The sequence below is a fragment of the Herbaspirillum sp. Her4 genome (assembly GCF_057961335.1).
This window is the reverse complement of sequence record NZ_CM176330.1, coordinates 4,649,988-4,674,650: the sequence shown is the minus strand read 5'-3', so window position 1 is coordinate 4,674,650 and position 24,663 is coordinate 4,649,988. Positions and strand designations below refer to the sequence as shown.

Below are 24,663 nucleotides of genomic sequence, written 5' to 3'. Positions count from 1 at the left end.
CCCGCCCAGCGTGCTCATGAGCCAGTCCCTGCATCTGCTGTTTTCCCTGGGGGAAGAGCGCTATGCCTTGCCCACCGCCGAGGTGGCAATGGTATTGCCGCTTTCCCCCTGCAAATCGCTGCCCGGCGCACCCGCATGGGTAGCCGGGCTGCTGCCGTATGGCAGCGGCCACGTGCCGGTGATCGACCTGTCCATGCTGGCGCTCGGTCATCCCGCTCCGGCGCGCGTGAGTACGCGCCTGGTGCTGGTGCATTACCGCCACGCGCAGGCGCTGCCGGTGCTGCTGGGCCTGATCCTGCCGCAGGCCACCGACACGCTGCGCCTTGATCCGGCCCACTTCACGCCGGCCGCCGTCCGCAATGAGGGGGCGCCCTACCTCGGGCCTGTCATGCCGTATCAGGGCGGACTGCTGCAGCGGGTGCAAGTGGGCGACCTGCTCGACCCGGCTACGCGCGCCTTGCTCTACCCGGAGGTGCCGGCATGAAGAGCCTGCCGCTGATCGCCGACAAGCTCAAGGCCGTCATGGGCCTGGACATGGCCACCGTCGGCAGCAGCCTCATCGAACGGGTGGTGCGCGAGCGCATGGCGGCGCTGGGCATCGCGGACGATGGCCACTATCTGGCACGGCTGCAGGGGTCGGCCGCCGAGTTGCAGGCCCTGATCGAACTGGCCGTGGTGCCGGAGACCTGGTTCTTCCGCGACCGTGAAGCCATTTTCGCCGTGGCGCGGCTTGCGCGGGAGCGGCTGCTTTCGCAGCCCGATGTGCCGGTGCGTATCCTGAGCCTGCCATGCTCCACTGGCGAAGAACCGTATTCGGTCGCGATGGTCCTGCTGGAGGCGGGCGTCATGCCGTCGCAGTTCGTCATCGACGCTTACGATATTCGTACCCGCTCGCTGGAGATCGCGGCGGCCGGTGTCTATGGCCGCAATTCCTTCCGGGGACAGGCCCTGGGTTTCCGGGATCGCCATTTCATGACGGTGGAGCAGGGCTGGCAACTGCAGGAAGCGATCCGGCGCCAGGTGCGCTTTGCGCCCGGCAATCTGCTGGCACCGGATTTGCTGCGGCAGGCTGCGCCTTACGATTTCATCTTTTGTCGCAACGTGCTGATCTACTTCGAGCGCGAGGTGCAGCGCCAGGTGGTGAGCCTGCTGGAAAGCCTCATGAAACCGGATGCCGTGATCTTCGTCGGCCCCGCCGAAGGCGGACTGATGCTCAGTCCGCGTCTGGAGTCGGCCGGCATTGCACTGGCCTTCGGTTTCCGCAAGCGCGTGGCGGTGGAGAAACCGGCCTGGCGCGAGACGGTATTGGCAGCAGCGCAGCCGCTGTTGGCTGCGCCTGTTCCGGCACGCCGGGCGCGTCCGGCCGCGTCGGCGTTGGCCGCTGACTCAGGAATCAACGCCTTCGCTGCGCCCGTGCCAGCACCGCTGTCAGCAAGCAGCCAGCCCTTGCTGCAGCGTGCCCGCTCGCTGGCCGATGCAGGGCAGTTCGCGCAAGCCGCTGCCTTATGCGAACAAGCGATCGAAGAGCAGGGGCCGAGCGCAGACGCTTTCTATCTGCAGGGACTGATCCACGATGCCGGCGGTGATGCCGGGCAGGCCCAGCGTTGCTACCGCAAGGTGCTGTATCTGGCACCGCAGCACCAGGCGGCTTTGCTGCAACTGGCCGCCCTGCTGCAGGCGCAAGGTGATACCGCCGGAGCCGAGCGCCTGCGCCAGCGCGCCAGCCGTGTGACGACGACCGAGGAGCCGCATCATGGCTGAGCCGACGCTGACCCCGCCGCACGCGCCCCTCGAGGATTGCTGGAACCGCATCGGCACCAAGGGCGACGGCAGCTGCCCCGAACTGGCGCATCACATCCGCTGCCTGAACTGCCCGACTTTCGCGCGTGCCGCCTTGCAGCAGCTCGATCGGGTGGCGGCATCCCGCGAGGTGGCGCAGCAGTGGGCGCGCGCTGGTGCGGCCGAGGAAGATCAGGAAGATCGCAGCGTGCTGGCGTCGGCCCTGGTGGTGCGCATTGCCGGTGAGTGGCTGGCGATTGCCACGTCCGTGGTGCAGGAAGTCGCCGGGAGCCGGCCCCTGCACAGCTTGCCGCACCAGCGCAACACCGCCATTGCGGGCGTTGTGAACATTCGCGGCAGCCTGCGCATCTGCGTCTCGCTGGCCCGGGTGTTCCAGCTGCCCGATGACACGCCGGCCCCGCATCTGCTGGTGGCGGCGCATGAAGGGCAGATCCTGGTGTTCCCGGTGGAAGAGGTGGCCGGGGTTCATCGCTATGCAGCCGAAAGCCTGGCCCCGGTGCCGACCACGCTGGCCCAGGCGGCCATCCAGTACACGCGCGGCATGGTGGAGTGGCGCGGTCGTCCCATCGGCCTGCTCGACCACGAATTGCTGTTCTACGTACTCAACCGGAGCATGACATGAGTACGCCCGATCTGAGCCAGATGTCCATGCTGGACCTGTTCCGCTTCGAGGCGGAAAGCCAGATTGCCCAGCTCAATACCAGCCTGCTGGCGCTGGAGCAGCAACCGACGGCGGCCGAGCATCTGGAAGCCTGCATGCGTGCCGGCCATTCGCTCAAGGGCGCAGCCCGCATCGTCGGCCTGGAAACCGCCGTCAAGGTAGCCCACGTGCTGGAGGACTGCTTCGTCCTGGCGCAACAGGGCAAGCTGCGGCTGGAGAAAAAACATATCGATGTGCTGCTGCGCGGGGCCGATCTGCTGGGACGGATCGCCTCGCCACCGGACGGCGACGAAACCTGGGTCGACCACGCCGGCAGCGCCGAGGTACAGGCTTTCCTGCAAGCCTTGCCGGCCGTGATGAGTGGTGCGGATGCCGATCCCTGGCCTGCGCCCTCGGCCGCACTGCAGGAGGCCTTCGCCGCCGAGGCGGCCCCGCAGCCACCAGCGCCGGCACCGTCGACCGTAGTGACGGAGCCGCCACAATCCGGAGCAAGCGCGCCCATCGTCAACCAGACTGCTGCCGCGCGCGCCGTGCGCGTCAGTGCGGACAGCCTGGACCGGCTCCTGAGCCTGACCGGCGAATCGCTGGTGGAATCGCGCCGCCTGAAACCCTTCTCGGCCAGCATGCTGCGCATGAAGCGCGTGCAGCGCGAGGCCGTGCAGGCACTGGACCTGCTGCAACAGAAGCTGGCCGCCAGCCAGTTCGACGAATTCGCCCAGACTACGCTGGCCGAATTGCGCGCGCTGATGCAAACCAACCAGCAACTGCTGGGTGAACAATTGATTGCGCTGGATGCCTTCGACCGGCGTTCGGTCAATCTCTCGCAACAACTGTATGACGAGGCGCTGGCCTGCCGCATGCGGCCCTTTGCCGATGGCACCGCCGGCTTTGCGCGCATGGTGCGCGACGTCGGCAATGCGCTGGGCAAATCGGTGCGGCTGGACATCAGCGGCACCGCCACCCAGATCGACCGCGATATTCTTGAAAAGCTGGAAGCACCGCTCGGCCACCTGCTGCGCAACGCGGTGGACCACGGCATTGAGGACGGCAGCACGCGCCGTGCGGCCGGCAAGCCGGAGCAGGGTGTGGTGCGGCTGGAGGCAAGGCACAGTGCGGGCATGCTGTTGATCGAGGTGGCCGATGATGGTGCGGGCATCGATCTGGACGCATTGCGCCGCACGGTGGTGATGCGCGGCCTGGCGACCCAGGACATTGCCGAGCGCCTGTCGGACGCCGAATTGCTGGACTTTCTGCTCTTGCCCAGCTTCAGCCTGCGCGAGACCGTCACCGAGATTTCCGGACGCGGGGTCGGTCTTGATGTGGTGGCGGACATGCTCAAGCAGGTCCGCGGCACGATCCGTATCACCACACGGCCGGGGCAGGGCAGTCGTTTCCTGCTGCAGTTGCCGCTGACGCTGTCGGTGATTCGCAGCCTGCTGGTGGAGATCGCCGGTGAACCTTATGCGTTTCCGCTGGCCTACGTAAATCGGACCTTGCGTTTGGCGGCCGAGGCCCTGCAGACCCTCGAAGGCTACCAGCACTTCAGCCACGCCGGCCGTCAGGTCGGCCTGGTCAGTGCGCACCAGGTGCTGCAACGTGGCCAGTGGCGCGTCCGAGACGGCAGTGTCTGCGTGGTGGTGATCGGCGAGGAGGAACACAGCTACGGCATCGCGGTCGATGCCTTCCTGGGCGAGCGCATGCTGGTGGTGCAACCGCTGGATGCACGCCTGGGCAAGATTCCCGACATCCTGGCCGGTGCGCTGATGGAAGATGGCGCGCCCTTGCTGATCCTGGACGTGGCCGACTTGCTGCGCACGGTGGAAAAGCTCACCGCCTCGGGACGGCTGCAGACGGTCGACGCGGATCCTGCCGGTGCGGCGGCCGTGGCGGTGCGCAAGAAAGTACTGGTGGTGGACGATTCACTCACCGTGCGCGAACTGGAACGCAAGCTGCTGACCAACCGGGGCTATCAGGTCACGGTGGCAGTGGATGGCATGGATGGCTGGAATGCCGTGCGTGCCGAGCATTTCGACCTGGTCATCACCGATATCGACATGCCGCGCATGGATGGCATCGAGCTGGTCACCCTGATACGCGGCGCGCCGCAATTGCAGGCGCTGCCGGTGATGATCGTGTCGTACAAGGACCGTGAAGAGGATCGGCAGCGTGGCCTGACAGCCGGGGCCGATCATTATTTCACCAAGAGCAGTTTCCATGATGAAAGCCTGTTGCAGGCGGTCATGGATTTGATTGGAGAGGCGACAACGTGAAGATCGGCATTGTCAACGACACCCCCATGATGGTGGAAGTGCTGCGCCGGGTGATTGCCGAGAGTGGCCGCCACGAATTGATCTGGATCGCCCGCGATGGCGAACAGGCGGTGCAGATGTGCGCCTGGCAGTTGCCCGATGTGGTGCTGATGGACCTGCTCATGCCCAAGATGGATGGCGTGGAAGCCACCCGCCGCATCATGCAGGACACCCCGTGCCCGATCCTGGTGGTGACCTCCGACATGGACACCAGCGCCGCCAAGATCTATGAAGCCATGGGCTATGGCGCGCTCGATGCCACCCAGACCCCGGCGCTCATCGGCGCGGCCGGCAAGCGCGATGCGGCGGCGTTGATCGAGAAGATCGACCAGCTCGGCTGGCTCAGCCCGGACGACATGGCCGCCCCCGTGCGCCTGCCGCTGCGTCCGCTGGCCCCGAATCTCCAGGGCGACCTGGCTCCGCTGGTGGCCATCGGGGCGTCGGCCGGCGGACCGGCCGCGCTGTCGGCCCTGCTCAAGCAGGTACCGCGTGAATTCCCCGGCAGCATCGTGATCGTGCAGCACATCGATGCCGCCTTCGCGCCCGGCATGGCGCAGTGGCTGCAGCAGCAGTCGGTGCTGCGCGTGCGCCTGGCGGTCGAAGGCGATCTGCCGCGCCGGGGTGAAGTCCTGCTGGCGGGCAGCAATCATCATCTCGTCTTCAAGGAGGGCAGCCGTCTCGCGTATGTCGCGGGCGCGCCTACGGATGTCTACCGGCCCTCGGTGGACGCGTTTTTCCATAGCATCGTGCGCCATTGGGATGGCAAGGCCACCGGCGTGCTGCTGACCGGCATGGGCCGCGATGGCGCAGCGGGCCTGAAGGCCCTGCGCGACAACGGCTATCACACCCTGGCGCAGGATCAGAAGAGCTGCGCCGTCTACGGCATGCCCAAGGCCGCCGTAGCGCTCAACGCCGCCGTCGATGTGCTGCCGGTCAGTGCCATGGCGGCACGGCTGCAGGCGCTGCTGGCCGGGGCGTGACGCAACTGAAATGAAGGAAAGCATGATGAGTTCGGTGCAAGCAACCGACACCCCGGGTGGCGGCCCCGTATTGCCCGCCGACGACTACAAGATCATGGTGTTGCTGGTGGATGACCAGGCCATGGTCGGGGAGGCGATCCGCCGCGCCCTGGCCAGGGAAGAGAACATCGACTTTCACTTCTGCACCCGCGCCGATGAAGCCCTGGCCGTGGCCGAGAAGACCCGTCCCACGGTGATCCTGCAGGACCTGGTGATGCCGGGCGTGGATGGCATGACCCTGGTGCGCCAGTACCGTGCCAGCGCGGTGCTGGCCAACGTGCCGATCATCGTGCTGTCCTCGCGCGACGATGCCGAAATCAAGCGCGATGCCTTCGCCGGCGGTGCCAACGATTACATGGTCAAGTTGCCCGATGTGATCGAACTGGTGGCGCGGCTGCGCTATCACTCGCGCTCCTACATCAACCTGCTGCAGCGCGATGCGGCCTACCGCGCGCTGCGCGAGAGCCAGCAGCAGCTGCAGAAGAGCAATTTCGAGCTGCAGCGCCTGACCAACACCGATGGCCTGACCGGCATCGCCAACCGCCGCTATTTCGACGACTACCTGGGCGCTGAATGGCGCCGCGCCCGGCGTGACGGACTGCACCTGTCACTGCTGCTGATCGACGTCGATTTCTTCAAGCTGTACAACGACAACTATGGTCACGTCGCCGGCGATGCGGTGCTGCGCCGGGTCGCGCAAACGCTCGATGAAAGCATCCAGCGTCCGGCCGACCTGTCGGCCCGTTTCGGCGGCGAGGAATTTGCCATGATCCTGCCGCGCACGTCGCTGGAAGGAGCGCAGGCCCTGGGCCAGAAGCTGTGCCAGCTGATCGAGGCGAACCAAGTCCAGCATGAGCGCTCCAAGGTCAGTGCCTGGCTGACCGTAAGCATCGGTGCGGCTACCATGGTACCGGCACCGGAGCAGGACATCCGCGAACTGATCGAGATGGCCGACCGCCGTCTCTACCTGGCCAAGCAGCAGGGCCGCAACCGGGTGGTCTGGCAGGATGGCTGAACGGACAAGACAAAAAAGGCAGCGCGCGTCGTCTGCGCGCCGGCCACACGATAACGACAAGGGAAGGAAACCAGCATGCGCATCATCGCCAGCCTGGAAGAACTGAAATCGCTGGCAGGCCAGGAAGTGGCCACCAGCGAATGGATTGCCGTCACCCAAGAACAGGTGGACCGCTTTGCGGAGGCCACCGGCGACCATCAATGGATCCACGTCGACCCTGAACGCGCGGCCCGCGAGCTGCCCTACGGTGGCACGGTGGCGCACGGATTCCTGACACTGGCGCTGCTGCCGCGCCTGCTGTCGGAATCCATCAGCCTGGGGCCGGATGTACGCATGCTGCTCAATTACGGCCTGAATCGCGTACGCTTCCCGGCACCCCTGCCGGTGGGCCGAAAAGTGCGCGGCATCATCCGCCTGGAATCCACCGAGGACATCCCCGGTGGCGTGCAGCTGGCCTGGCGCATTACCGTGGAATGTGAAGGGTCCGACAAGCCCGTTTGCGTGGCGGAATTCCTGGTGCGCCGTTACTAGGCGAATCGCTCCACCTGACTGCGCGCATCCTCGCAGAAGCTCATGCAGAGTGTGGCCTGATGGCATCGTCCTTGCCTGCCAGCACGGTTATTCATGCGGGGCTGGAGGAGAAACTGCCACGCATTGTCATAAGGTGCTAATGTCCATCCATACAGCGGCGCATCCGGTGTCGCCGCTGCGTCCTTGCCGATCCTGTTTCTCATGATGTCAGAACGCCCGCCCGTACAGGTTGACGCCGATGCCGAGTTTTACCGGAAGGCGCTCGCCTTCAACAACCTGACGCTGTCCTACATTGCCCGCGGTGCGCCGCTGGAGCAATTGCTGGACCGCATCGCCAGCGGTTTTTCGGGCAGCTATCCGCAACGTGCGCTGGCCATCTTCCTGTTCGATCCCCAGGCCCGCCGCCTGCAAGTAGGTGCCGCCCCGCGCGTGGCGCCGGTTTTCCTGGCCGAGCTGACGGCGCTGGCGGTGGACGATCCCGACACCCCGCAGTTCTGGCATGCCCTGACGGCCCTGGCGGCACGCCATGAACGCTCCCTGCTGGAAATGCTGCCGCTGCGTTCCTTCGCCGGCGGGGTCGCCGGCATCCTGACCATCTGCGCCGCCAACGATGCGCCGGGCGACGCCTCCCATCTGGAGCAGGCGTACCGCGACACCGTGGGCGCGGCCGTGTCGATGGCCATGCTGGCGATCGAGCGCTCCCTGGTGCCGGTCCATGCGCGGGTCAAGAGCGATCCGCCCGGCGAGGCCGACGAGCGCATGGCGCTGGCCATCGAGGGTAGCGGTACCGGCATCTGGGACCGCAATGCCGTCACCGGCGAGATGTATTATTCGCGCGGCTGGAAAGCCATTCTCGGCTACGAGGACTGGGAGCTTTCCAGCCATCTGCAGGATGCCTACCAGCGCATTCACCCGGATGACCTGCCTTATGTGCAGGAGACCATTCGCCAGCATTTCGCCTCCCGTTCCGATACTTACCAGGTCGAGCACCGCATCCGCTGCCGCGATGGCAGCTACAAATGGATCAGCAGCCGCGGCAAGGTGGTGGCACGCGATGCCGAGGGCAATGCGCTGCGCATGATCGGTACCACCACCGACATCACTGAGGTGCGGCGACTGACCGAGAAGCTGGCCAAGAGTAGCCGCATGCTCGATTACCTGACCAGTGAAATTCCCGGCATGGTGTTCCAGTTCCGCGTGCCCCCGGGCGAGCGGGGTTACTTTACCTACGTCAGCGAAGGCGCGCGCGAAACCTACGGGCTCACCCCCCAGCAGTTGCTGGAAACACCCGTCATCATCGATACCGTCATTCATCCTGAAGACATGCCGCTCTATGAAGCGGCGCGTCAGGCGGTGCTGGCCGGTGCTTCGCACTGGATGCTGGAGTTCCGCGTGATCACCCCCGGCAACGGTGTGCGCTGGCTGCGCGGCCAGGCACGGCCGCGCCGGCTGGAGGATGGCACGACGCTGTGGCATGGCTTCATCAGCGACATCAGCGAAAGCAAGGCCTTCGAACTGGAACTGCAGGAATTCGCCCTGACCGATTACCTTACCCAGCTGCCCAACCGCCGTTTCTTCATGCAACGCCTGCAGGAAGAGTACAACCGCCTCCAGCGCGGCGTGCTCGACACGGCCGCGGTACTGATGTGCGACCTGGATCACTTCAAGCGCATCAACGACAGCCTCGGTCACGCCGTCGGCGACCAGGTCCTGAAGCATTTTGCGCAAGTGCTCAGGAGCCAGCTGCGCAAGACCGACACCGCCGGACGGCTGGGGGGAGAGGAGTTCGCGGTGATCCTGGCCGGCGCCAATCTGCACGCCGCGGCCGAATTCGCCATGCGCCTGCAGGCCAGCTTTGCCAGCCAGCCGATGCTGCATGAGGGCAGGGAAGTGGAGGTGACGCTGTCGATCGGCATCGCGCTCATGCAAAGCGATTGCGCCGGCCAGGAGCAGGTCCTGCGCGCCAGCGACGATGCCCTTTATCGCGCCAAGGAAAAAGGGCGCAACCGTTTCGAGTTTGCGCCCTTTGCCTGTCCCTGATGCGGTTGCCGCAGGCGGGCCGGATAGCCGCCCGCGGCAATGTACGATCAGCGTTTCTCGTACTGGCTTTTTCCGAACAGCAATTCCTTGGCCTTGTCATCGTGCAGCGGCTTGCGCTTGTCGGCCAGCACGGTCACGCCGCGCTGCACCGCCGGACGTGCGCTGATGGCATCGAACCAGCGCTGGACGTTGGGGAAGTCCGCCAGATCGATGCCCTGGTTCTTGTGCGAACGGGTCCACGGGAAGCAGGCGATATCGGCGATGGTGTAGTTCTCGCCAGCCAGGTAGGCGTGCTGGCCTAGCTGTTTGTCCATCACCTGGTACAGGCGGCGCGCTTCGTTGCTGTAGCGGTTCACGGCGTATTCGATCTGCTCCGGCGCATACAGGCGGAAGTGGTGCGCCTGGCCCAGCATCGGACCGAGCCCCCCCATCTGGAACATCACCCATTGCAGCACTTCATACTTCTCGCGCACGGTCTCGCCGAGGAAGCGCCCGGTTTTGCCAGCCAGGTAGATCAGGATGGCACCGGACTCGAACAGCGAGATCGGCGCACCGTCCGGACCATCGGGATCGACGATGGCGGGGATCTTGTTGTTGGGCGAAATCTTCAGAAATTCGGGCGTGAACTGGTCACCGGCACCGATATCGATGGCATGCGCGGTGTAGGGCAGGCCGCACTCCTCCAGCATGATGTGAACCTTGTGGCCGTTGGGCGTAGCCCAGCTGTAGACGTCGATCATGGCGTTCCTTTTTTGCGTGTCGTGTTGAGGGGGGAAGTCACGTTACGGAAAATATATAAACGATTTGCGCACCAGTCGTGTTACAGCTTGGCCAGCCGGTCCAGCGCCAGTTGCAGCGTCTCATCCTTCTTGGCGAAGCAGAAGCGCACGATGCCCGATTCCCTGGGCGTGTTGTAGAAGGCCGAGACCGGAATGGCGGCCACGCCGATTTCACTGGTGAGCCACTTGCAGAAGTCGGCTTCGGACTGGTCCGAGATGGCGTCGTACTTCACGCACTGGAAATAGGTGCCTTGCGAGGGCAGCAATTCGAACCGGGTGTTGGCCAGTCCTGCGCGGAAAAGGTCACGCTTCCTCTGGTAAAACGCCGGCAAATCCAGGTACGGTGCCGGGTTCTTCATATACTCGGCCAAGCCATACTGCACCGGCGTGTTGACGGTAAAGACGTTGAACTGGTGCACCTTGCGGAATTCGGCAGTCAGCGCAGCGGGGGCCGCCACATAGCCGACCTTCCAGCCGGTGACGTGATAGGTCTTGCCGAAGCTGGAATTGATGAAGCTGCGCTCAGCCAGCTCCGGATGGCGCGCCAGCGATTCATGCGGTTGGCCATCGAAGACCATGTGCTCATAGACTTCGTCGGAGAGGATCAGGATATCGGTGCCGCGCACGATGTCGGCCAGCGCGGCCACGTCGGATGCGCGCATGACGCTGCCGGTCGGGTTGTGCGGGGTGTTGACCATGATCATGCGGGTCTTGGGCGTGACCGCTGCGCGGACCTTGTCCCAGGGGATGCTGTAACCCGCCGCGCCCACTTCCATCTGCACGAACACCGGCACGCCACCGGCCAGCTCGATGGCCGGCACGTAGCAGTCATAGACCGGCTCAATCACGATCACTTCGTCACCCGGATGCACCGCGCACAGCACCGAGGTCAGGATGCCCTGGGTGGCACCCGCCGTGACGGTGATCTCGGAGACCGGATCATAGCGATGGCCGTAGAGCCGCTCCACCTTGTCGGCGATGGCTTCGCGCAGCGGCAGCACGCCGGCCATGGGCGGGTACTGGTTCAGGCCGTCCTGCATGGCGCGGGTGACCGCATTCACCAGGGCCGGGTCGCAATGGAAATCGGGGAAGCCCTGTCCCAGGTTGACCGCGCCTTTTTCGCTGGCCAATGCAGACATGACGGTGAAGATGGTAGTGCCCACCTTGGGCAGCTTGGTGACGATGTTGGGGGTGCTCATTGCAGCGGGCTCGTTCTTGTGATGATCGCAAGCCCGCTATTCTAGCCGCATTCGCGGCGACCTTCAGGTGGCCGCATCAAGGAAGGCGTCGGCACGCCAGAGCTGGGGCGGTACGATGGCAAACAGGCCGCGCTTGACGGTGCGCTTGCCGAGCTTCAGGACGGCCTTGTCCTTGCTCACCAGCACGTGGGCCTGGCATTGCAGCGCCAGTTCGAGGAATTTCTGGTCGTCGCGATCGGTGCAGATGGGCAGGCCGAAGGTGTTGACCTGGGCCAGCGGCAGACACCGCAGCAGGCGGTCGAATTCAGCGCAGATTGCGGGTTTGGTCTCGGCAGTGACCGGCAGATGCGGATAATCCAGCACGGCCAGCCACTCGCTGCGGCAATCCTCGCGGGTGTAGGCCTCCACGGTCCCTTGTTCCAGCGCGGACTGCAGCGCCGCCCAGCGCGGATCGCGGAAGACGAACAGGTCGAGGCAGACATTGGTGTCCAACACCACCCGCTGACGTCCGGCGGGGACGTCAGCGGGTGTGCCGGAGGAAAAGGACGGTGCAGGGGAGAGAGAAGGTGTTGCCTGGATGCTCATTGAATTGAAAACTAGTTGTCGATGCCACGTTGTCCGGGTGGCGGCGCTTCCTGCTTGCCGAAGAGCTCGCCACCGGCTTCGAGCGCATCATACCCCTGATCGGTGACGCGCCAGAAATTGTGCATGTCGACCGCCGCCAGGCCGCGATCATAGAGCAGGCGCAGATGATGCAGGATCACCTCCGGGGCCACCTGGCCGGGCAGGGCACTCTGGATCTTTTCCACGTCGCCGTAGAGGGTACCGAAGGATGCCAGTTGCTTCAGGATTTCGCCCATGAGGGCTTTGTCGCGTTTCATGATGTCCTCCTTGCCGATGGCCGGCGGGATCAGGCGGGCAGCCTGTGCAATTCGTCTTGCTTGTTCACCATGGACAGCGAAATGCCGGCAAAGTGCCGACAGACTGCCCCTGCAAGAGCACCGGTTGACTGCAACAGTGCGCTCCTGACAGCTTGCATGCTGCCAGTCTTGTTGATTAACGGCAAGTCCGCTGTCCAACTTGAACAGGCCTCCATCCCCCGGCCGGCTCAGAATTGTTCCCAGTCCCCCTCCTCCGCGGACGGGGCCTTGGCCGCCTTGCCGGCCTTGGGTGCAGGGGCGGCTGGCAGTGCCGGTGCCGCTGCGGCTGTGCGGACGGCCGGCTTGGGTTGCGGCCGGGGCTGCGGTTTGGGCGACAGTGCAGCAGACCGCGCAGCCACCGGGGCCGCCTGCGCGGCGGCATGGGCGCGCTCCAGCTTGAACACGCTCACCAGTTCCGACAGCCTGCCCGCCTGCTCCTGCAGCGAGCCGGCCGCTGCGGCGGCCTGTTCCACCAGCGCGGCGTTCTGCTGGGTCACCTCATCCATCTGGGTGATGGCCAGGTTGACCTGCTCGATGCCATTGCTTTGCTCGGAACTGGCGGCGGTGATCTCGCTGACGACGTCGGTGACGCGGCGCACGCTGGCGACCACTTCGGTCATGGTGCTGCCGGCTTGCTCCACCAGGCGGCTGCCGGTATCGACCTTGGCCACGGAATCATCGATGAGGGTCTTGATCTCCTTGGCGGCGGCCGCCGAGCGCTGCGCCAGCGAGCGCACCTCGGAGGCCACGACCGCGAATCCGCGGCCCTGTTCGCCCGCGCGGGCCGCTTCCACGGCGGCGTTCAGCGCGAGAATGTTGGTCTGGAAGGCAATGCCGTCGATGACGCTGATGATGTCCACGATCTTGCGCGACGAAGCATTGATCGCCCCCATGGTATCGACTACCTGCGACACCACGCTGCCGCCCTGGGTCGCCACATCGGAAGCCGAATGCGCCAGCTGGTTGGCCTGGCGGGCATTATCGGCATTCTGCTTGACGGTGGAGGTGATCTCTTCCATGGCCGAGGCGGTTTCCTCCAGAGAGCTTGCTTGCTGCTCGGTACGGCTGGAGAGGTCGAGATTGCCGCTGGCGATTTCGCGGGAGGCGGTATTGATGGTGTCCGTTCCTTCACGAACCTGCGTCACGATACGCAGCAGGCTGTCGTTCATGGCCTTCAGCGAGCCCATCAGGCGGCCGGTTTCGTCACGTCCGGCAGGCTGGATATGTACCGTCAGGTCGCCTTCGGCCACCCGCTCGGCCACGTGCATGGCTTCCTGCAAGGGGCGCGAGACGATCCGGGCCACCCAGGTCGCCAACAGCAGGCCCAAGCCGATGCAGGCGGCCAGCAGTACGCCGATCAGCAGGCGGGAATTTTCATAGCGGACCTGGGCATCGTGGTCCGTCTTCTCGCTGGCGTCGATATTGATGGCCACGGCCTTGTCCATGTTCTCGAACAAGCGCAGGTAGACCGGCGTGATCTGTTTCATCAGCAGCTCGCGTGCGGCATCGGTCTGTTGCCCGCGGACCAGTTTGGCCAGCTCCTGATGCTGTTTGGTGAAGACTGCCAGATCGCTCTTGATGGCCGTGAAATAGGTACGTTCGTCGGGCATGTTGACCAGTGGCTCGTACTTGTCGAGCGCCTTGTTGAGCCCGGCCAGCATGTCGCCGATGATCTTTTCATTGGCTTCCACGTTGGCCTCGTTGCCGGGCAGCAGGTGCTGCAGTTGCACGGTGCGAATGCGGGCCAGTGCCACCTTGGCTTCCAGCGGATAGCGCACGCTGGGCAGGGAATTGGTCGCAATCTCGGTGGACGCATCGTTGACGCGCGAGAGTTGCACGATGGAAAACACCCCCAGCACGCCGGTCAGCAGCAGGATGGTGGCGAAGGTCAGGAGCAGCTTGCGGGCGATGCGCAGATCGTAGAACCAGTTCATGGCGTTTCCTTGGTGTGGGATCAGATGGGATGCGGCGCGGCAATGCAGGCGGGGGCTCGGGCGATGGATGGCGGGCAGAGGCGGATTGCCATTTACGTCCAATGCTTCAGTGTAGGAGCCGGGTGCCAGGGATCAAAGCCCCAATAGCCGGGGTTTTGTTGTCCAAATTTTCATATCGGCTCCAAACCACGCTACCGCACGCAAGTGCCGCGCTTTGGGTATGATGGCGGCCACCTTGTCCCAACCTGATCATTGGATGAACGCCTCATGCTGATTGTTTTGTCTCCCGCCAAATCGCTGGACTACGACACGCCGCCCACCACCGACCTCCACACCACACCGGCCTTCGTGCCGCGCTCGGCGGAACTGATCGAGGTCCTCAAGACCAAGTCGCCGGCCGAGATCGGCAGCCTCATGGGCATCTCCGACCAGTTGTCGGTGCTCAACGTGAACCGCTATGCCAGTTGGTCGCGCAAATTCACCACCAAGAACGCCAAACAGGCGGTGCTGGCCTTCAACGGCGATGTCTACGAGGGGCTGGATGCGGGCTCGCTCAAGGCCAAGCAGCTCGACTACCTGCAGAACCACGTGCGCATCCTGTCGGGCCTGTACGGCATGCTGCGTCCGCTGGACCTGATGCAGCCGTATCGCCTGGAGATGGGCACCAAGCTGGCCAATCCGGGCGGCAAGGATCTCTATGCCTTCTGGGGCAACGAGATTACCGAAGCGCTCAATGACGAACTGGCGGCACAGAAGACGCCGGTGCTGGTGAACCTGGCTTCGGAGGAATACTTCAAGGTGGTCAAGCCCAAGCTGCTCAAGGCGCAGGTGATCTCGCCCGTGTTCGAGGACTGGAAGGGCGGCAAGTACAAGATCATTTCCTTCTACGCCAAGCGGGCGCGCGGCCTGATGGCGCGCTATGCCGCCGAGAAGAACATCAGCCAGCCGGAAAAGCTGAAGGCCTTCGACGTCGAAGGCTATGCCTTCGCGCCGGAAGCCTCCAGCGAGAGCAGCTGGGTGTTCCGCCGCAAGCTGGAAGGCTGAGCGCGCTGTGGCAGAAAGCAGGCAGGCTGCCTGCCTTGGCCAATAAAAAACCCTCGCCATCTGCATGGCGAGGGTTTTTTATTGGAGCTTGTCGCTGAGGCTGCCCGGATTACCAGACCTTCCACCACGGCTTGGCCTTCTGCTTGGGGCCGCCGTTGTACCAGGGGCTGTTGGGGTAGGTGGCCTGGATGATGCGTTCGGTATCTTCCTTCAGCTTGGTCTGGCCCAGGGCTTCGTAGGAGCGCATCAGGATGAACAGCGCCTCTTCATTGGCCGGGGAGTCCGGATACTGCTTGATGGCTGCCTGCGCACGGTTGGCGGCCGACACGTAGGCACCACGGCGGAAGTAGTAGTTGGCCACGTGGACGTCGTACTGGGACATGGCATTGACCAGGTATTTCATGCGGGCAATGGCGTCCGGGGTGTACTTGCTTTCCGGGAAACGTTCGGCCAGCAGCTTGAACGAATCGAAGGCGTCACGCATGGCCTTGGGATCGCGCTCGGTATTGTCCTGGTCGGTGAAGGTGTCGAAGATGCTGGTGCGATCATTGAAGTTGATCAGGCCACGCAGGTAATACATGTAGTCTACATTGGGGTGGTTCGGGTGCAGCTTGATGAACCGGTCCACCGCAGCCAGGCCTTGTGCCTGCTCGTTCTGGCGGTAGTAGGCGTAGGCGATGTCCATCTGCGCCTGCTGGGCGTAGGTGCCGAACGGGTAGCGCGATTCCAGCTTCTCGAAATACTTGATGGCCTTGTCGTAGCCGCCGGCATTCAGTTCATCCTTGGCTTCCGAGTATAATTTCGAGGCAGACCAGCCGACCGTCTCGTCTTTTTGTTCCGGCAAGAGGCCGCAGGCGGTGAGCGAGAGGGCAAAACCGATGATGAAGAACTTCAATAAGATTTTGTGCATGACTCTTGTGTGCTTGTCTGGGACTATCAGTTGTGCATGGCGCTGAGCGCCTACCCGAGCCGGCTGCATCGATACCCGAAATACAATCAACCCGATCCGGCGATTATAGCTGATGTCACGTAAGAAACCCCTTCCGATTACAAATGGCGATGAGCCTGTAAAGACCGACCTCCCGCTGGAGGACGATTTCGATGACGGCGAGCAAGCCGGCGACGAAAGCGTCTCCGGCCTGGAGCCCCTGAGTTTCCGCCTGGATGACGAGGTCATCGGCCAGCGGCTGGACAAGGTTCTGTCCGGCCTCATGCCCGAATTCTCGCGCAGCCGCATCCAGCAATGGATCGAAGACGGCCACGTCACCGTCGACGGCGCGCCCGCCAAGGGCAAGATGACCATGCTGGGCGACGAGCTGGTGGAGGTGGCACCGCAATCGGTGCCGGCCGACCAGCCCTATGCCCCTGAAGCCATGGCGCTGGACATCCTGCACGAGGACAAGTCCATCATCATCCTCAACAAGCCTGCCGGCCTGGTGGTGCATCCGGCGGCCGGCAACTGGAGCGGCACGCTGCTCAACGGCCTGCTGCATCATTGCCCGGGCCTGGCCAACGTGCCGCGCGCCGGCATCGTGCACCGGCTGGACAAGGAAACCAGCGGCCTGATGGTGGTGGCCAAGACCCTGGCCGCGCAGACCGACCTGGTGCGCCAGTTGCAGGCACGCAGCATGAAGCGCCAGTATCTGGCCCTGGTGTGGGGGCTGCCGCAGCTCTCCGGCACCATCAACGCGCCGATGGCACGCCATCCGCGCGACCGCATCAAGATGGCCGTGTCGCAAAGCATGCGCGCCAAGCCGGCGGTGACCCATTACCGGCGCCTGGCCACCGGCGAGATCGACCGCAAGCCGGTCAGCCTGGTGCATTGCCGCCTGGAAACCGGCCGTACCCACCAGATCCGCGTGCACCTGCAGTCGCTGGGTTTCGCGCTGGTGGGCGATGCGCTCTATGGCAAGCAGCACCTGGCCTCGGTCTTCCCGCGCCAGGCCCTGCTGGCCGGGCGCCTGGGCCTGGTGCATCCGACCTCGGGCAAGTTCCGCCAGTGGGCCGCGCCCTTGCCGGCGGATATCGAAGCCCTGCTCAAGAGCGCCAACATCGATCCGGCCCTGGCGGTGATCCCCGAGATGAGCGAGGAAGCCGATCCGGTCCTGGGCGACTATGACGAAGACGATGACGACTATTGAGCGAGCCCGTCCATGGAATTGCTGATCCCCGACTGGGCTGCGCCTGCCAACATCGGTGCCCTGACCACGCTGCGTGCAGGGGGCTTCAGTCCCGCGCCGTATGGCGACGGGCAGGGCGGGGGCGGCCTGAACCTGGGCACGCATGTTGACGATGACCCGGCGCTGGCAGCGCGCAATCGTGCGCTGCTGCGCCGTTTGTTGCCGTCCGAACCGGCCTGGCTGACGCAGGTGCATGGCGTCGCCGTACTGGACGCCGCCGCATTGCCCGATCAGCCCACGGCAGATGCCTGCATCAGCAGCACGCCCGGCGCGGTGTGCGTGATGATGACGGCCGATTGCCTGCCGGTGCTGTTCTGCGACCGCGCCGGCACGGTGGTCGGCGCGGCCCATGCGGGTTGGCGCGGACTGGCCGGCGGCGTGCTCGAAGCCACCGTGGCCGCCATGCGCGCGCGCGGCGCGCAGGACATCATCGCCTGGCTGGGGCCGGCCATCGGGCCGGAACAGTTCGAGGTCGGTGCCGAAGTGCGCGAGGCCTTCATTGCGCAGCAGGCAGCAGCGCAACATGCCTTCCGCGCTTATCCGGGCCGTCCCGGCAAGTACCTGGCCGACATCTATCAGCTGGCCCGCCAGCGGCTGGCCAGCATGGATGTGCATGATGTCAGCGGTGGCGGTCTGTGTACCGTGAGCGATCCGCGTTTCTATTCCTATCGGCGTGACAAGACGACCGGGCGCATGGGCTCGTTGGTCTGGCTCAAATGACGATGGCGGCTCTGCGGAGCCGCCATTTTTCTTGATGCCTCACGGGTGGCGCTGCAAGGCATGGATCAGTTCGCGCGTAGGTCCCGGCAAGCCCTCCAATCCGCGCACGCAGATGAGCAGCTGGCGGCGGCTCCAGCCATCGGTGAGCGGGATGGCGCGAATGTCCATGTGTGCCGCGCAGTCCTGGGCCGCCGTCGCCGGAATCACGGCCACGCCGACCTGATGCTCCACCATCCGGCAAATGCCGTCGAAGCTGCGCAGCCGCACGCGGTATTGCAGACGCCGCCCGGCACGCGTGGCGTGGCCGGAGAGATGCTGCTGCAGGGCGCTGTCGCCCGACAGCCCGACGAAATCCTCTCCCAGCAATTCGCTGAAGGCCAGCGACTTGCGGCGTGCCAGCGCATGCTTCTTCGATAGCACCGCCACCAGATGATCCTGGCGGAAGGGATAGGTCTGCAGCGGCCCGCTATCCGTGGAGTCGGCGATGATGCCGACATCGGCCACCCCATCGACCACCGCTTGCACCACTTCATAGCTCAGTTTTTCTTCCAGTTCGATATCGGTGTGCGGATGGCGCGCGAGGAAGCGCGCCAGCACCTCCGGCAGGAACTCGGTCATGGCCGAGGTATTGCACAGCAGGCGGATATGGCCTTTCAAGCCTTGCGCATACTGGCCCAGTTCATCGCGCAATTGTTCCATCTGCTGCGCCATCATGCGCGCGTGGTGGGCCAGCGCGCGGCCGGCATCGGTGGTCTGGACGCCGCGCCGGCCGCGCTCCAGCAAGGCGGTGCCCAGAGCATCTTCCATGTTGCGGATGCGCGCGCTGGCCGAGGCCAGCGCCATGTGGGCGCGTTCGGCCCCGCCAGTGATGCTGCCGCTTTCCACGATGTGCAGGAAAAGACGCAGGTCGGAGAGTTCGAAGCGATGGCTCATCGGCGTACGGGGTCCGGAAAGGAGTGGTCGCGAGATATTGTGCCTTCGGCCAGGCCGAAGGCTGGCTAAGTGTATTCCACATTTCCAGCGCGGGCGAGGACTGGCAGACTGGAATCCCTGATCTTCCGCTGCCTGCCATTCCCGGCCATTTTCCTGTCATGCCCAGCCTGCTTTCCCTCGTCGACATGAATGCCACCATGCTTGCCATGAGCCTGGCGGTATTCCTGCTGGCCGGTTTCGTCAAGGGCGTGATCGGTCTGGGCTTGCCGACGGTGGCGGTCGGATTGCTGAGCCTGGTGATGCCGCCGGTACAAGCGGCGGCCTTGCTGATCCTGCCGTCGATGGTCACCAATGGCTGGCAGCTGGCCACCGGGGGCGCGTTCCTGATGCTGGCAAAACGCCTGTGGACGCTGCTCGCCGGCGTAGTGACCGGCACGCTGGCCGGTGCCGGCTTCATGCGCGGCGATGGTGGGCGGCATGCCATCGTGGTGCTGGGCGTAGCACTGATGCTTTACGCGCTGGCCGGTCTGGCGGCGTGGACGCCCACGGTGCTGCCGCAGCGGGAACGCTGGTGGTCGCCCGTGATCGGTCTGGCCACCGGCTTGGTCACGGCGGCCACCGGCGTGTTCGTGATTCCGGTCGTGCCCTATTTGCAGGCGCTGGGTTTGCCGCGTGACCAGTTGATTCAGGCGCTGGGCTTGTCCTTTACGGTCTCCACGCTGGCCCTGGCCGTCAACCTCGGGCAGGGCGGAGCCTTCAGTGCAGGCGTAGGCTGGGCCTCGCTGATCGTGCTGGTGCCAGCCTTGTTGGGCATGGCCATCGGTACCCGCGTGCGGACCTGGGTGCGTCCCGCTACCTTCCGTCGCTGCTTCTTCATCGGCTTGCTGCTGCTGGGAGTGCACCTGGCCTGGCATCTGGTCGATCTGACGGGAGCAGCGCGATGAGCCTCGGCCCCCTCCATCCCTGCGGCTGGCAGATCGAAGGCCCCAAGCAACGCCAGGCCAACGAGGTCCATGTCTATGCCTGGCTCGATGGCAGCATGATCGCCATGCTTGATTGTGAGTTACGTGACAGTGGCGGGCTGAAGTTACGGATGGCCTATGTCTCGCCCCCCTGGCGCGGATCGACCGTCTTGCGCGACATGCTTGCCGTACTGAAACCCCGCTATCGCCAGATTGCCCTGCGACGAGTGGCGCGGCACTGAGGGGATGGTGGACGTTTTGCTGAGTTTTGCTGAACGCTCCCCCGGCATGATGCAGTGCGCAAACCGGCACGCTGCGCGGGCTGCGGACTCACGATGATGGTGCGCGATGATCCCGTTTTCTAAGTTTTTGGAAGAGACCCTGGATGTGCGCCGGCTCATGCAGCGGGATCGCGCGGCGCCTCGTCCTTGATGATAGACTCGCGTTTAACGGAACTGTCATCTTTGATTTCTTCCTTGCGCTCAGCTGTCAATTTCTTCATCTTTTGACGATTCCGCTTGCGTTGCGGCGTACCCATCAGGTATAAAACGATGGTCAGGGGAATTATCCCGTACAGCAGGAAAGTGGCGACGCCAGCGACCGCCGACTGTTCGGTGATCGACATCATGAAGACGACGTAGAGCCATGCGATAGCGACGATGACCATGGTGAAATGCGCGTCGAGACAAACCGTAACGATACGCGAAAATTGCAGATCCGAGCATGAACAAGCAGAATCCGCAGCAACCTTCTCCCGATGTATCCGCGTTGCTGGCACAGATGTCCGATCCGAAGTTCTGGACCTCGCTGCAGTCCCAATTCCAATCCCAGTTCGAGCAGTTCAAGTCGCATTTGCCGCCCATGCCCGCGATGGCGGGGATGCCGCAGATGCCGGGCTTCCCCGGCGGCGCCATGCCGCCCGGTGCGGGACAGATCGATCCAACGGTTCTGCTCAAGCAGCTCGGCGAGCACGGCGCGACGCTCGATCCTGCCGATCTGGTCCGCCTGCAGCAGGACTACACCCGCGAATTCGGCGAGCTGTGGCAATCCGTGCTGGCTGCGAAGACGCCCGCCATCACTGATCGCCGTCTTTCCGCGCCGGCCTGGCAGGAACATCCTTACTTCGCGTTCCAGGCGGCAGCCTACCAATTGAATTCGCGCTTCCTGCTGGCGCTCGCCGATGCGGTCAAGGGCACCGAGAAGGTGCGCCACAAACTGCGTTTTGCGGTGCAGCAGATGATCGATGCGATGTCGCCTGCGAACTTCCTCGCCACCAACCCGGTGGCCCAGCAAAAGATCCTGGAAACGCGCGGCGAGAGCCTGACGCAAGGCATCGCCCAGTTGCTGGCCGACCTGCAGAAGGGCCATATCTCGCAGACCGATGAGACCGCGTTCGAAGTGGGTCGCGACGTCGGGGCCAGCGCCGGTTCGGTGATCTTCGAGAACGAACTGTTCCAGCTGATCCAGTACGCGCCGTTGACCAAGACCGTGCACGCGGTACCGCTGCTGATCGTCCCGCCCTGCATCAACAAGTTCTACATCCTCGACCTGCAGCCGCAGAATTCGCTGGTGCGCTATACGGTAGAGCAGGGTCACACGGTGTTCCTGATTTCCTGGCGCAATGCCGATGCCGCCGTCGAGACCGCCACCTGGGAAAACTACGTGGACGACGCCGTGGTGCGCGCCATCCACATCGTCCAGGAGATCAGCAAGCAACCGCAGATCAATGCCCTCGGCTTTTGCGTGGGCGGCACCATCCTGTCCTGCGCGCTGGCGCTGCTGGCTGCGCGTGGTGAAGACCCGGTCGCCAGCCTCACCTTGCTGACGACCTTCCTCGATTTTTCCGATACCGGTGCCATCGATGTCTACATCGACGACATGCAGCTGGCCCTGCGTGAGCAGATGATTGGCAAGCGCGGCCTGATGGCCGGGCGCGATTTCGCCAGCGCCTTCTCCAGCCTGCGTCCCAACGACCTGCTGTGGAACTACGTCGAATCGAATTACCTGAAGGGCGAGAAGCCCAGCGCCTTCGACCTGCTGTACTGGAATGCCGACAGCACCAACCTGCCGGGTCCGATGTTCTGCTACTACCTGCGGCACATGTACCTGGAAAATGCGCTCAAGGAGCCGGGCCGCCTGACGGTCGGCGGCGAGAAGATCGACCTGCGCAAGATCAGCGCGCCGGCCTTCATCTACGCCTCGCGCGATGACCACATCGTGCCCTGGAAATCGGCCTACGCCTCGCTGGACCTGATCAATGCCGGCAAGCGCAGCAACAACCGCTTCGTGTTGGGCGCCTCGGGCCACATTGCCGGCGTCATCAATCCGGCGTCCAAGAACAAGCGCAATTACTGGGTCAACGACAAGTCCAAGGCCGGCAGCGATGCCGATGCCTGGATTGCTGGCGCGACCGAGCATCCCGGCAGCTGGTGGGGCGAGTGGGCGACGTTCCTGGCCAAGCAGGGCGGGCGCAAGGTGGCCGCACCCAAGGCGCCGGGGTCGACGCGCTACAAGGCCATCGAACCGGCGCCGGGCCGCTATGTGAAGGCCAAGGCTGACCAGCTGGTGGGCTGACGTGAATCTGCCAGCCGGCCAGGAAAGACCACAGAAGCCGGCGGCATTGATGAAAAGAGGGCGGGGACCCTGACGGGCCCGCCGACAGAGAGAGACGGCCAGCAGCGCATCCGCGGCGTTGCCGGGCCTGACAAGACAAAGGAGCCTTCTTCGCAGGAAGGACTTCCACCAATGCGGCGCACAGCAGACGCGAAAGAGGGGGGGCAGGGCTTACCCCAATAAATCACCATCCCTATAGGAGGCAACATAATGAGCAAGCGTATCGCATATGTGACCGGCGGCATGGGCGGCATCGGAACCGCCATCTGCACCCGTCTGTGCAAGGACGGCTACACCGTGGTGGCCGGCTGCGGCCCCAATTCCACCCGCAAGGACACCTGGCTGGCGACCATGCGCGCCCACGGCTATGACATCCACGCATCCGAAGGCAACGTCTCGGACTGGGAGTCCACCAAGGCCGCCTTCGAGAAGGTGCGCGCCGAGATCGGCGAAGTGGACGTGCTGGTCAACAACGCCGGCATCACCCGCGACGGCCAGTTCCGCAAGATGAGCAAGGGTGACTGGGACGCCGTCATCGACACCAACCTGAACTCGCTGTTCAACGTGACCAAGCAGGTCATCGAGGGCATGTGCGAGCGTGGTTTCGGCCGCATCATCAACATCTCCTCGGTCAACGGCCAGAAGGGGCAGTTCGGCCAGACCAACTACTCCACCGCCAAGGCCGGCATCCACGGCTTCACCATGGCGCTGGCGCAGGAAGTGGCGACCAAGGGCGTGACCGTCAACACCGTCTCGCCGGGCTACATCGGTACCGACATGGTGCGCGCGATCCGCCCGGAAGTGCTGGAGAAGATCGTCTCCGGCATCCCCGTCAAGCGCCTGGGCGAGCCGGAGGAAATCGCCTCCATCGTCGCCTGGATCGCTTCGGCTGAAGGCGGTTACGCCACCGGTTCGGACTTCTCGCTCAACGGCGGCCTGTACATGGGCTGATGCCGTCCTCGACGGCCACGCACGCGGCAGTGCCGCAAGCGTGGCCGTTTTTACGTGTGCCGCAGGCTGGGATTTTGTCAGTCTGGCACGTCAGAGCTCCCCTTTTGCCGCTCTTCACCCCTATAATGGCTTGCGTTGCTGCCCTGCAAAACGCAGGCGGCAGACGGCAGAAGAGTGAAGAAGCAAGGAGAGGACAGCGCAATGTCCCGGACGCCCGCGGGTGAGGACTGCATCGAAGCCTCCCGCACCGCTGCAAACCAAGGCCGGCAAGACGGCTGCAATGAGAGAGAGACTGGACTTCAGATGACTACTGCAAAAAATTCGGCAGATCGCTTGATCAAGAAATACCCCAACCGCCGTCTTTACGATACCCAGACCAGTTCCTACATCACGCTGACCGACGTCAAGCAACTGGTGCTGGACAATGAGGAATTCACCGTGGTCGACGCCAAGAGCGGCGATGACCTGACCCGCAGCATCCTGCTGCAGATCATTCTGGAAGAAGAGTCGCACGGTGTGCCGATGTTCTCCAGTGGCGCGCTGTCGCAGATCATCCGCTACTACGGCCATGCCATGCAGGGCATGATGGGCAACTACCTGGAAAAGAACATCCAGACCTTCATCGACATCCAGAACAAGCTGGCCGAAAATTCCAAGGGCTTCTACGAAGGCAAGCCCTTCAGCCCCGAGATGTGGACCCAGTTCATGAACGTGCAAGGTCCGATGATGCAGGGCATGATGAGCAACTACATCGAACAGAGCAAGAACCTGTTCATCCAGATGCAGGAGCAGATGCAGAGCCAGACCAAGAACATGTTCGGCACCTTCCCCTTTGGCGCGCCCGGCACGCCGCCGGATCAGAAGAAGTAGGCGGCCTCCCGGCCCCTTCAGCAAACGGCCCCGCGCGGGCCGTTTTGCTTTTGTGGCGTCGCCGCCCGTCCGGACCAGCCAAAATCGGGCGCAATCGGGCGGACGATGTACAATAGCGCCCTGATTTTTAAAGCATTTTTCGCTGTTTCCCGTATTTTCGGCCGTTTGCGGCCCGTCTCACTG

24 protein-coding genes are annotated in these 24,663 nt (G+C 64.0%); 16 read left to right on the top strand and 8 right to left on the bottom strand.

The features are described 5' to 3' along the window. The first annotated feature begins 16 nt into the window (after positions 1-16). The 8 genes from ACWFUC_RS21090 (at position 17) to ACWFUC_RS21055 (ending at position 9,375) form a co-directional block, all read left to right on the top strand. Complete coding sequence (locus ACWFUC_RS21090) at positions 17-484, top strand: chemotaxis protein CheW (protein ID WP_134222800.1); 468 nt, start codon at positions 17-19, stop codon at positions 482-484. Further along, positions 481-1,761 carry a CheR family methyltransferase gene (locus ACWFUC_RS21085; protein ID WP_489637318.1) on the top strand — a complete coding sequence of 427 codons (1,281 nt, stop codon included), beginning with the start codon at positions 481-483 and terminating at the stop codon, positions 1,759-1,761. The genes ACWFUC_RS21090 and ACWFUC_RS21085 overlap by 4 nt, the downstream gene beginning before the upstream one ends. Beyond that, positions 1,754-2,422 (top strand): chemotaxis protein CheW, encoded by a 669-nt coding sequence (locus tag ACWFUC_RS21080; protein WP_489623189.1) that lies wholly within the window; start codon positions 1,754-1,756, stop codon positions 2,420-2,422. The genes ACWFUC_RS21085 and ACWFUC_RS21080 overlap by 8 nt, the downstream gene beginning before the upstream one ends. Continuing rightward, a complete protein-coding gene (locus ACWFUC_RS21075) occupies positions 2,419-4,731 on the top strand; it encodes a hybrid sensor histidine kinase/response regulator (RefSeq protein WP_489623188.1) in 2,313 nt (770 codons plus the stop codon). Before ACWFUC_RS21080 ends, ACWFUC_RS21075 begins: the two co-directional genes overlap by 4 nt. After that, complete coding sequence (locus ACWFUC_RS21070) at positions 4,728-5,750, top strand: chemotaxis response regulator protein-glutamate methylesterase (RefSeq protein WP_134222796.1); 1,023 nt, start codon at positions 4,728-4,730, stop codon at positions 5,748-5,750. The genes ACWFUC_RS21075 and ACWFUC_RS21070 overlap by 4 nt, the downstream gene beginning before the upstream one ends. A gap of 25 nt (positions 5,751-5,775) precedes the next feature. Then, complete coding sequence (locus tag ACWFUC_RS21065) at positions 5,776-6,804, top strand: GGDEF domain-containing response regulator (RefSeq protein ID WP_489623187.1); 1,029 nt, start codon at positions 5,776-5,778, stop codon at positions 6,802-6,804. Between the two features lie 75 nt (positions 6,805-6,879). Continuing rightward, positions 6,880-7,335, top strand: coding sequence for a MaoC family dehydratase (locus ACWFUC_RS21060; protein ID WP_034331529.1), 456 nt, complete (start codon positions 6,880-6,882; stop codon positions 7,333-7,335). 201 nt (positions 7,336-7,536) lie between these two features. Beyond that, positions 7,537-9,375, top strand: a complete 1,839-nt coding sequence (locus tag ACWFUC_RS21055) for a sensor domain-containing diguanylate cyclase (RefSeq protein ID WP_489623186.1) — start codon at positions 7,537-7,539, stop codon at positions 9,373-9,375. A gap of 47 nt (positions 9,376-9,422) precedes the next feature. On the opposite strand, the gene ACWFUC_RS21050 is transcribed toward ACWFUC_RS21055, so the two are convergent. The 5 genes from ACWFUC_RS21050 to ACWFUC_RS21030 form a co-directional block, all read right to left on the bottom strand. After that, a complete protein-coding gene (locus tag ACWFUC_RS21050) occupies positions 9,423-10,115 on the bottom strand; it encodes a glutathione binding-like protein (protein ID WP_039785271.1) in 693 nt (230 codons plus the stop codon). Between the two features lie 80 nt (positions 10,116-10,195). Next, the gene (locus ACWFUC_RS21045; protein WP_489623185.1) at positions 10,196-11,353 is read right to left on the bottom strand and encodes a pyridoxal phosphate-dependent aminotransferase; all 1,158 of its coding nucleotides are present in this window, start codon (positions 11,351-11,353) and stop codon (positions 10,196-10,198) included. A gap of 63 nt (positions 11,354-11,416) precedes the next feature. Next, the gene (locus ACWFUC_RS21040) at positions 11,417-11,938 is read right to left on the bottom strand and encodes a putative toxin-antitoxin system toxin component, PIN family (protein WP_489623184.1); all 522 of its coding nucleotides are present in this window, start codon (positions 11,936-11,938) and stop codon (positions 11,417-11,419) included. Between the two features lie 11 nt (positions 11,939-11,949). Beyond that, on the bottom strand, positions 11,950-12,234 hold the full coding sequence (locus ACWFUC_RS21035; protein ID WP_489623183.1) for a hypothetical protein: 285 nt from the start codon (positions 12,232-12,234) through the stop codon (positions 11,950-11,952). A gap of 227 nt (positions 12,235-12,461) precedes the next feature. Further along, on the bottom strand, positions 12,462-14,207 hold the full coding sequence (locus tag ACWFUC_RS21030) for a methyl-accepting chemotaxis protein (protein WP_489623182.1): 1,746 nt from the start codon (positions 14,205-14,207) through the stop codon (positions 12,462-12,464). A gap of 267 nt (positions 14,208-14,474) precedes the next feature. Between ACWFUC_RS21030 and yaaA the strand changes: the two genes are divergently transcribed. Continuing rightward, positions 14,475-15,251 (top strand): peroxide stress protein YaaA, encoded by a 777-nt coding sequence (gene yaaA / locus ACWFUC_RS21025; protein WP_121041951.1) that lies wholly within the window; start codon positions 14,475-14,477, stop codon positions 15,249-15,251. Between the two features lie 109 nt (positions 15,252-15,360). Here yaaA and ACWFUC_RS21020 read toward each other — a convergent pair whose 3' ends face one another. Beyond that, entirely contained in the window at positions 15,361-16,161 is an 801-nt protein-coding gene (locus tag ACWFUC_RS21020; RefSeq protein ID WP_134222791.1) for an outer membrane protein assembly factor BamD, read from the bottom strand. 112 nt (positions 16,162-16,273) lie between these two features. Between ACWFUC_RS21020 and ACWFUC_RS21015 the strand changes: the two genes are divergently transcribed. Continuing rightward, the gene (locus ACWFUC_RS21015; RefSeq protein WP_039785279.1) at positions 16,274-17,392 is read left to right on the top strand and encodes an RluA family pseudouridine synthase; all 1,119 of its coding nucleotides are present in this window, start codon (positions 16,274-16,276) and stop codon (positions 17,390-17,392) included. A 12-nt stretch (positions 17,393-17,404) separates the two neighbouring features. After that, positions 17,405-18,151, top strand: a complete 747-nt coding sequence (gene pgeF / locus ACWFUC_RS21010) for a peptidoglycan editing factor PgeF (protein WP_489623181.1) — start codon at positions 17,405-17,407, stop codon at positions 18,149-18,151. 39 nt (positions 18,152-18,190) lie between these two features. On the opposite strand, the gene ACWFUC_RS21005 is transcribed toward pgeF, so the two are convergent. Then, positions 18,191-19,084 (bottom strand): LysR substrate-binding domain-containing protein, encoded by an 894-nt coding sequence (locus ACWFUC_RS21005; RefSeq protein ID WP_121041943.1) that lies wholly within the window; start codon positions 19,082-19,084, stop codon positions 18,191-18,193. 158 nt (positions 19,085-19,242) lie between these two features. Between ACWFUC_RS21005 and ACWFUC_RS21000 the strand changes: the two genes are divergently transcribed. Both ACWFUC_RS21000 and ACWFUC_RS20995 read left to right on the top strand, forming a co-directional pair. Beyond that, positions 19,243-20,028, top strand: coding sequence for a sulfite exporter TauE/SafE family protein (locus ACWFUC_RS21000; protein WP_276838370.1), 786 nt, complete (start codon positions 19,243-19,245; stop codon positions 20,026-20,028). Next, on the top strand, positions 20,025-20,288 hold the full coding sequence (locus ACWFUC_RS20995) for a hypothetical protein (RefSeq protein ID WP_489623180.1): 264 nt from the start codon (positions 20,025-20,027) through the stop codon (positions 20,286-20,288). Before ACWFUC_RS21000 ends, ACWFUC_RS20995 begins: the two co-directional genes overlap by 4 nt. Positions 20,289-20,443: 155 nt before the next feature. Here ACWFUC_RS20995 and ACWFUC_RS20990 read toward each other — a convergent pair whose 3' ends face one another. Then, a complete protein-coding gene (locus ACWFUC_RS20990) occupies positions 20,444-20,713 on the bottom strand; it encodes a hypothetical protein (RefSeq protein ID WP_489623179.1) in 270 nt (89 codons plus the stop codon). 56 nt (positions 20,714-20,769) lie between these two features. Between ACWFUC_RS20990 and phaC the strand changes: the two genes are divergently transcribed. The 3 genes from phaC to phaR all read left to right on the top strand — a co-directional run bounded on the left by phaC (position 20,770) and on the right by phaR (position 24,480). Then, positions 20,770-22,620 (top strand): class I poly(R)-hydroxyalkanoic acid synthase, encoded by a 1,851-nt coding sequence (phaC, locus tag ACWFUC_RS20985; RefSeq protein ID WP_489623178.1) that lies wholly within the window; start codon positions 20,770-20,772, stop codon positions 22,618-22,620. A gap of 249 nt (positions 22,621-22,869) precedes the next feature. Then, positions 22,870-23,610, top strand: a complete 741-nt coding sequence (locus tag ACWFUC_RS20980) for a 3-ketoacyl-ACP reductase (RefSeq protein ID WP_121041937.1) — start codon at positions 22,870-22,872, stop codon at positions 23,608-23,610. A gap of 303 nt (positions 23,611-23,913) precedes the next feature. Then, positions 23,914-24,480: a polyhydroxyalkanoate synthesis repressor PhaR gene (gene phaR, locus ACWFUC_RS20975; RefSeq protein ID WP_008329998.1), complete on the top strand. Its 567-nt coding sequence runs from the start codon at positions 23,914-23,916 to the stop codon at positions 24,478-24,480. Positions 24,481-24,663 lie beyond the last annotated feature (183 nt).

Excerpts from the sequence above, each read along its gene's own strand:
- ACWFUC_RS21050 (WP_039785271.1), bottom strand. The coding sequence starts at position 10,115 with ATGATCGACGTCTACAGCTGGGCTACGCCCAACGGCCACAAGGTTCAC.
- ACWFUC_RS21075 (WP_489623188.1), top strand. The coding sequence starts at position 2,419 with ATGAGTACGCCCGATCTGAGCCAGATGTCCATGCTGGACCTGTTCCGC.
- ACWFUC_RS21005 (WP_121041943.1), bottom strand. The coding sequence starts at position 19,084 with ATGAGCCATCGCTTCGAACTCTCCGACCTGCGTCTTTTCCTGCACATC.
- ACWFUC_RS21030 (WP_489623182.1), bottom strand. The coding sequence starts at position 14,207 with ATGAACTGGTTCTACGATCTGCGCATCGCCCGCAAGCTGCTCCTGACC.
- ACWFUC_RS21035 (WP_489623183.1), bottom strand. The coding sequence starts at position 12,234 with ATGAAACGCGACAAAGCCCTCATGGGCGAAATCCTGAAGCAACTGGCA.
- yaaA (WP_121041951.1), top strand. The coding sequence starts at position 14,475 with ATGCTGATTGTTTTGTCTCCCGCCAAATCGCTGGACTACGACACGCCG.
- ACWFUC_RS21015 (WP_039785279.1), top strand. The coding sequence starts at position 16,274 with ATGTCACGTAAGAAACCCCTTCCGATTACAAATGGCGATGAGCCTGTA.
- ACWFUC_RS21060 (WP_034331529.1), top strand. The coding sequence starts at position 6,880 with ATGCGCATCATCGCCAGCCTGGAAGAACTGAAATCGCTGGCAGGCCAG.
- ACWFUC_RS21090 (WP_134222800.1), top strand. The coding sequence starts at position 17 with ATGAGCCAGTCCCTGCATCTGCTGTTTTCCCTGGGGGAAGAGCGCTAT.
- phaC (WP_489623178.1), top strand. The coding sequence starts at position 20,770 with ATGAACAAGCAGAATCCGCAGCAACCTTCTCCCGATGTATCCGCGTTG.
- ACWFUC_RS21020 (WP_134222791.1), bottom strand. The coding sequence starts at position 16,161 with ATGCACAAAATCTTATTGAAGTTCTTCATCATCGGTTTTGCCCTCTCG.
- ACWFUC_RS21055 (WP_489623186.1), top strand. The coding sequence starts at position 7,537 with ATGATGTCAGAACGCCCGCCCGTACAGGTTGACGCCGATGCCGAGTTT.
- ACWFUC_RS20980 (WP_121041937.1), top strand. The coding sequence starts at position 22,870 with ATGAGCAAGCGTATCGCATATGTGACCGGCGGCATGGGCGGCATCGGA.
- pgeF (WP_489623181.1), top strand. The coding sequence starts at position 17,405 with ATGGAATTGCTGATCCCCGACTGGGCTGCGCCTGCCAACATCGGTGCC.
- ACWFUC_RS21065 (WP_489623187.1), top strand. The coding sequence starts at position 5,776 with ATGAGTTCGGTGCAAGCAACCGACACCCCGGGTGGCGGCCCCGTATTG.
- ACWFUC_RS20995 (WP_489623180.1), top strand. The coding sequence starts at position 20,025 with ATGAGCCTCGGCCCCCTCCATCCCTGCGGCTGGCAGATCGAAGGCCCC.
- ACWFUC_RS21085 (WP_489637318.1), top strand. The coding sequence starts at position 481 with ATGAAGAGCCTGCCGCTGATCGCCGACAAGCTCAAGGCCGTCATGGGC.
- ACWFUC_RS21080 (WP_489623189.1), top strand. The coding sequence starts at position 1,754 with ATGGCTGAGCCGACGCTGACCCCGCCGCACGCGCCCCTCGAGGATTGC.
- ACWFUC_RS21040 (WP_489623184.1), bottom strand. The coding sequence starts at position 11,938 with ATGAGCATCCAGGCAACACCTTCTCTCTCCCCTGCACCGTCCTTTTCC.
- ACWFUC_RS21045 (WP_489623185.1), bottom strand. The coding sequence starts at position 11,353 with ATGAGCACCCCCAACATCGTCACCAAGCTGCCCAAGGTGGGCACTACC.
- ACWFUC_RS21000 (WP_276838370.1), top strand. The coding sequence starts at position 19,243 with ATGCCCAGCCTGCTTTCCCTCGTCGACATGAATGCCACCATGCTTGCC.
- ACWFUC_RS20990 (WP_489623179.1), bottom strand. The coding sequence starts at position 20,713 with ATGGTCATCGTCGCTATCGCATGGCTCTACGTCGTCTTCATGATGTCG.
- phaR (WP_008329998.1), top strand. The coding sequence starts at position 23,914 with ATGACTACTGCAAAAAATTCGGCAGATCGCTTGATCAAGAAATACCCC.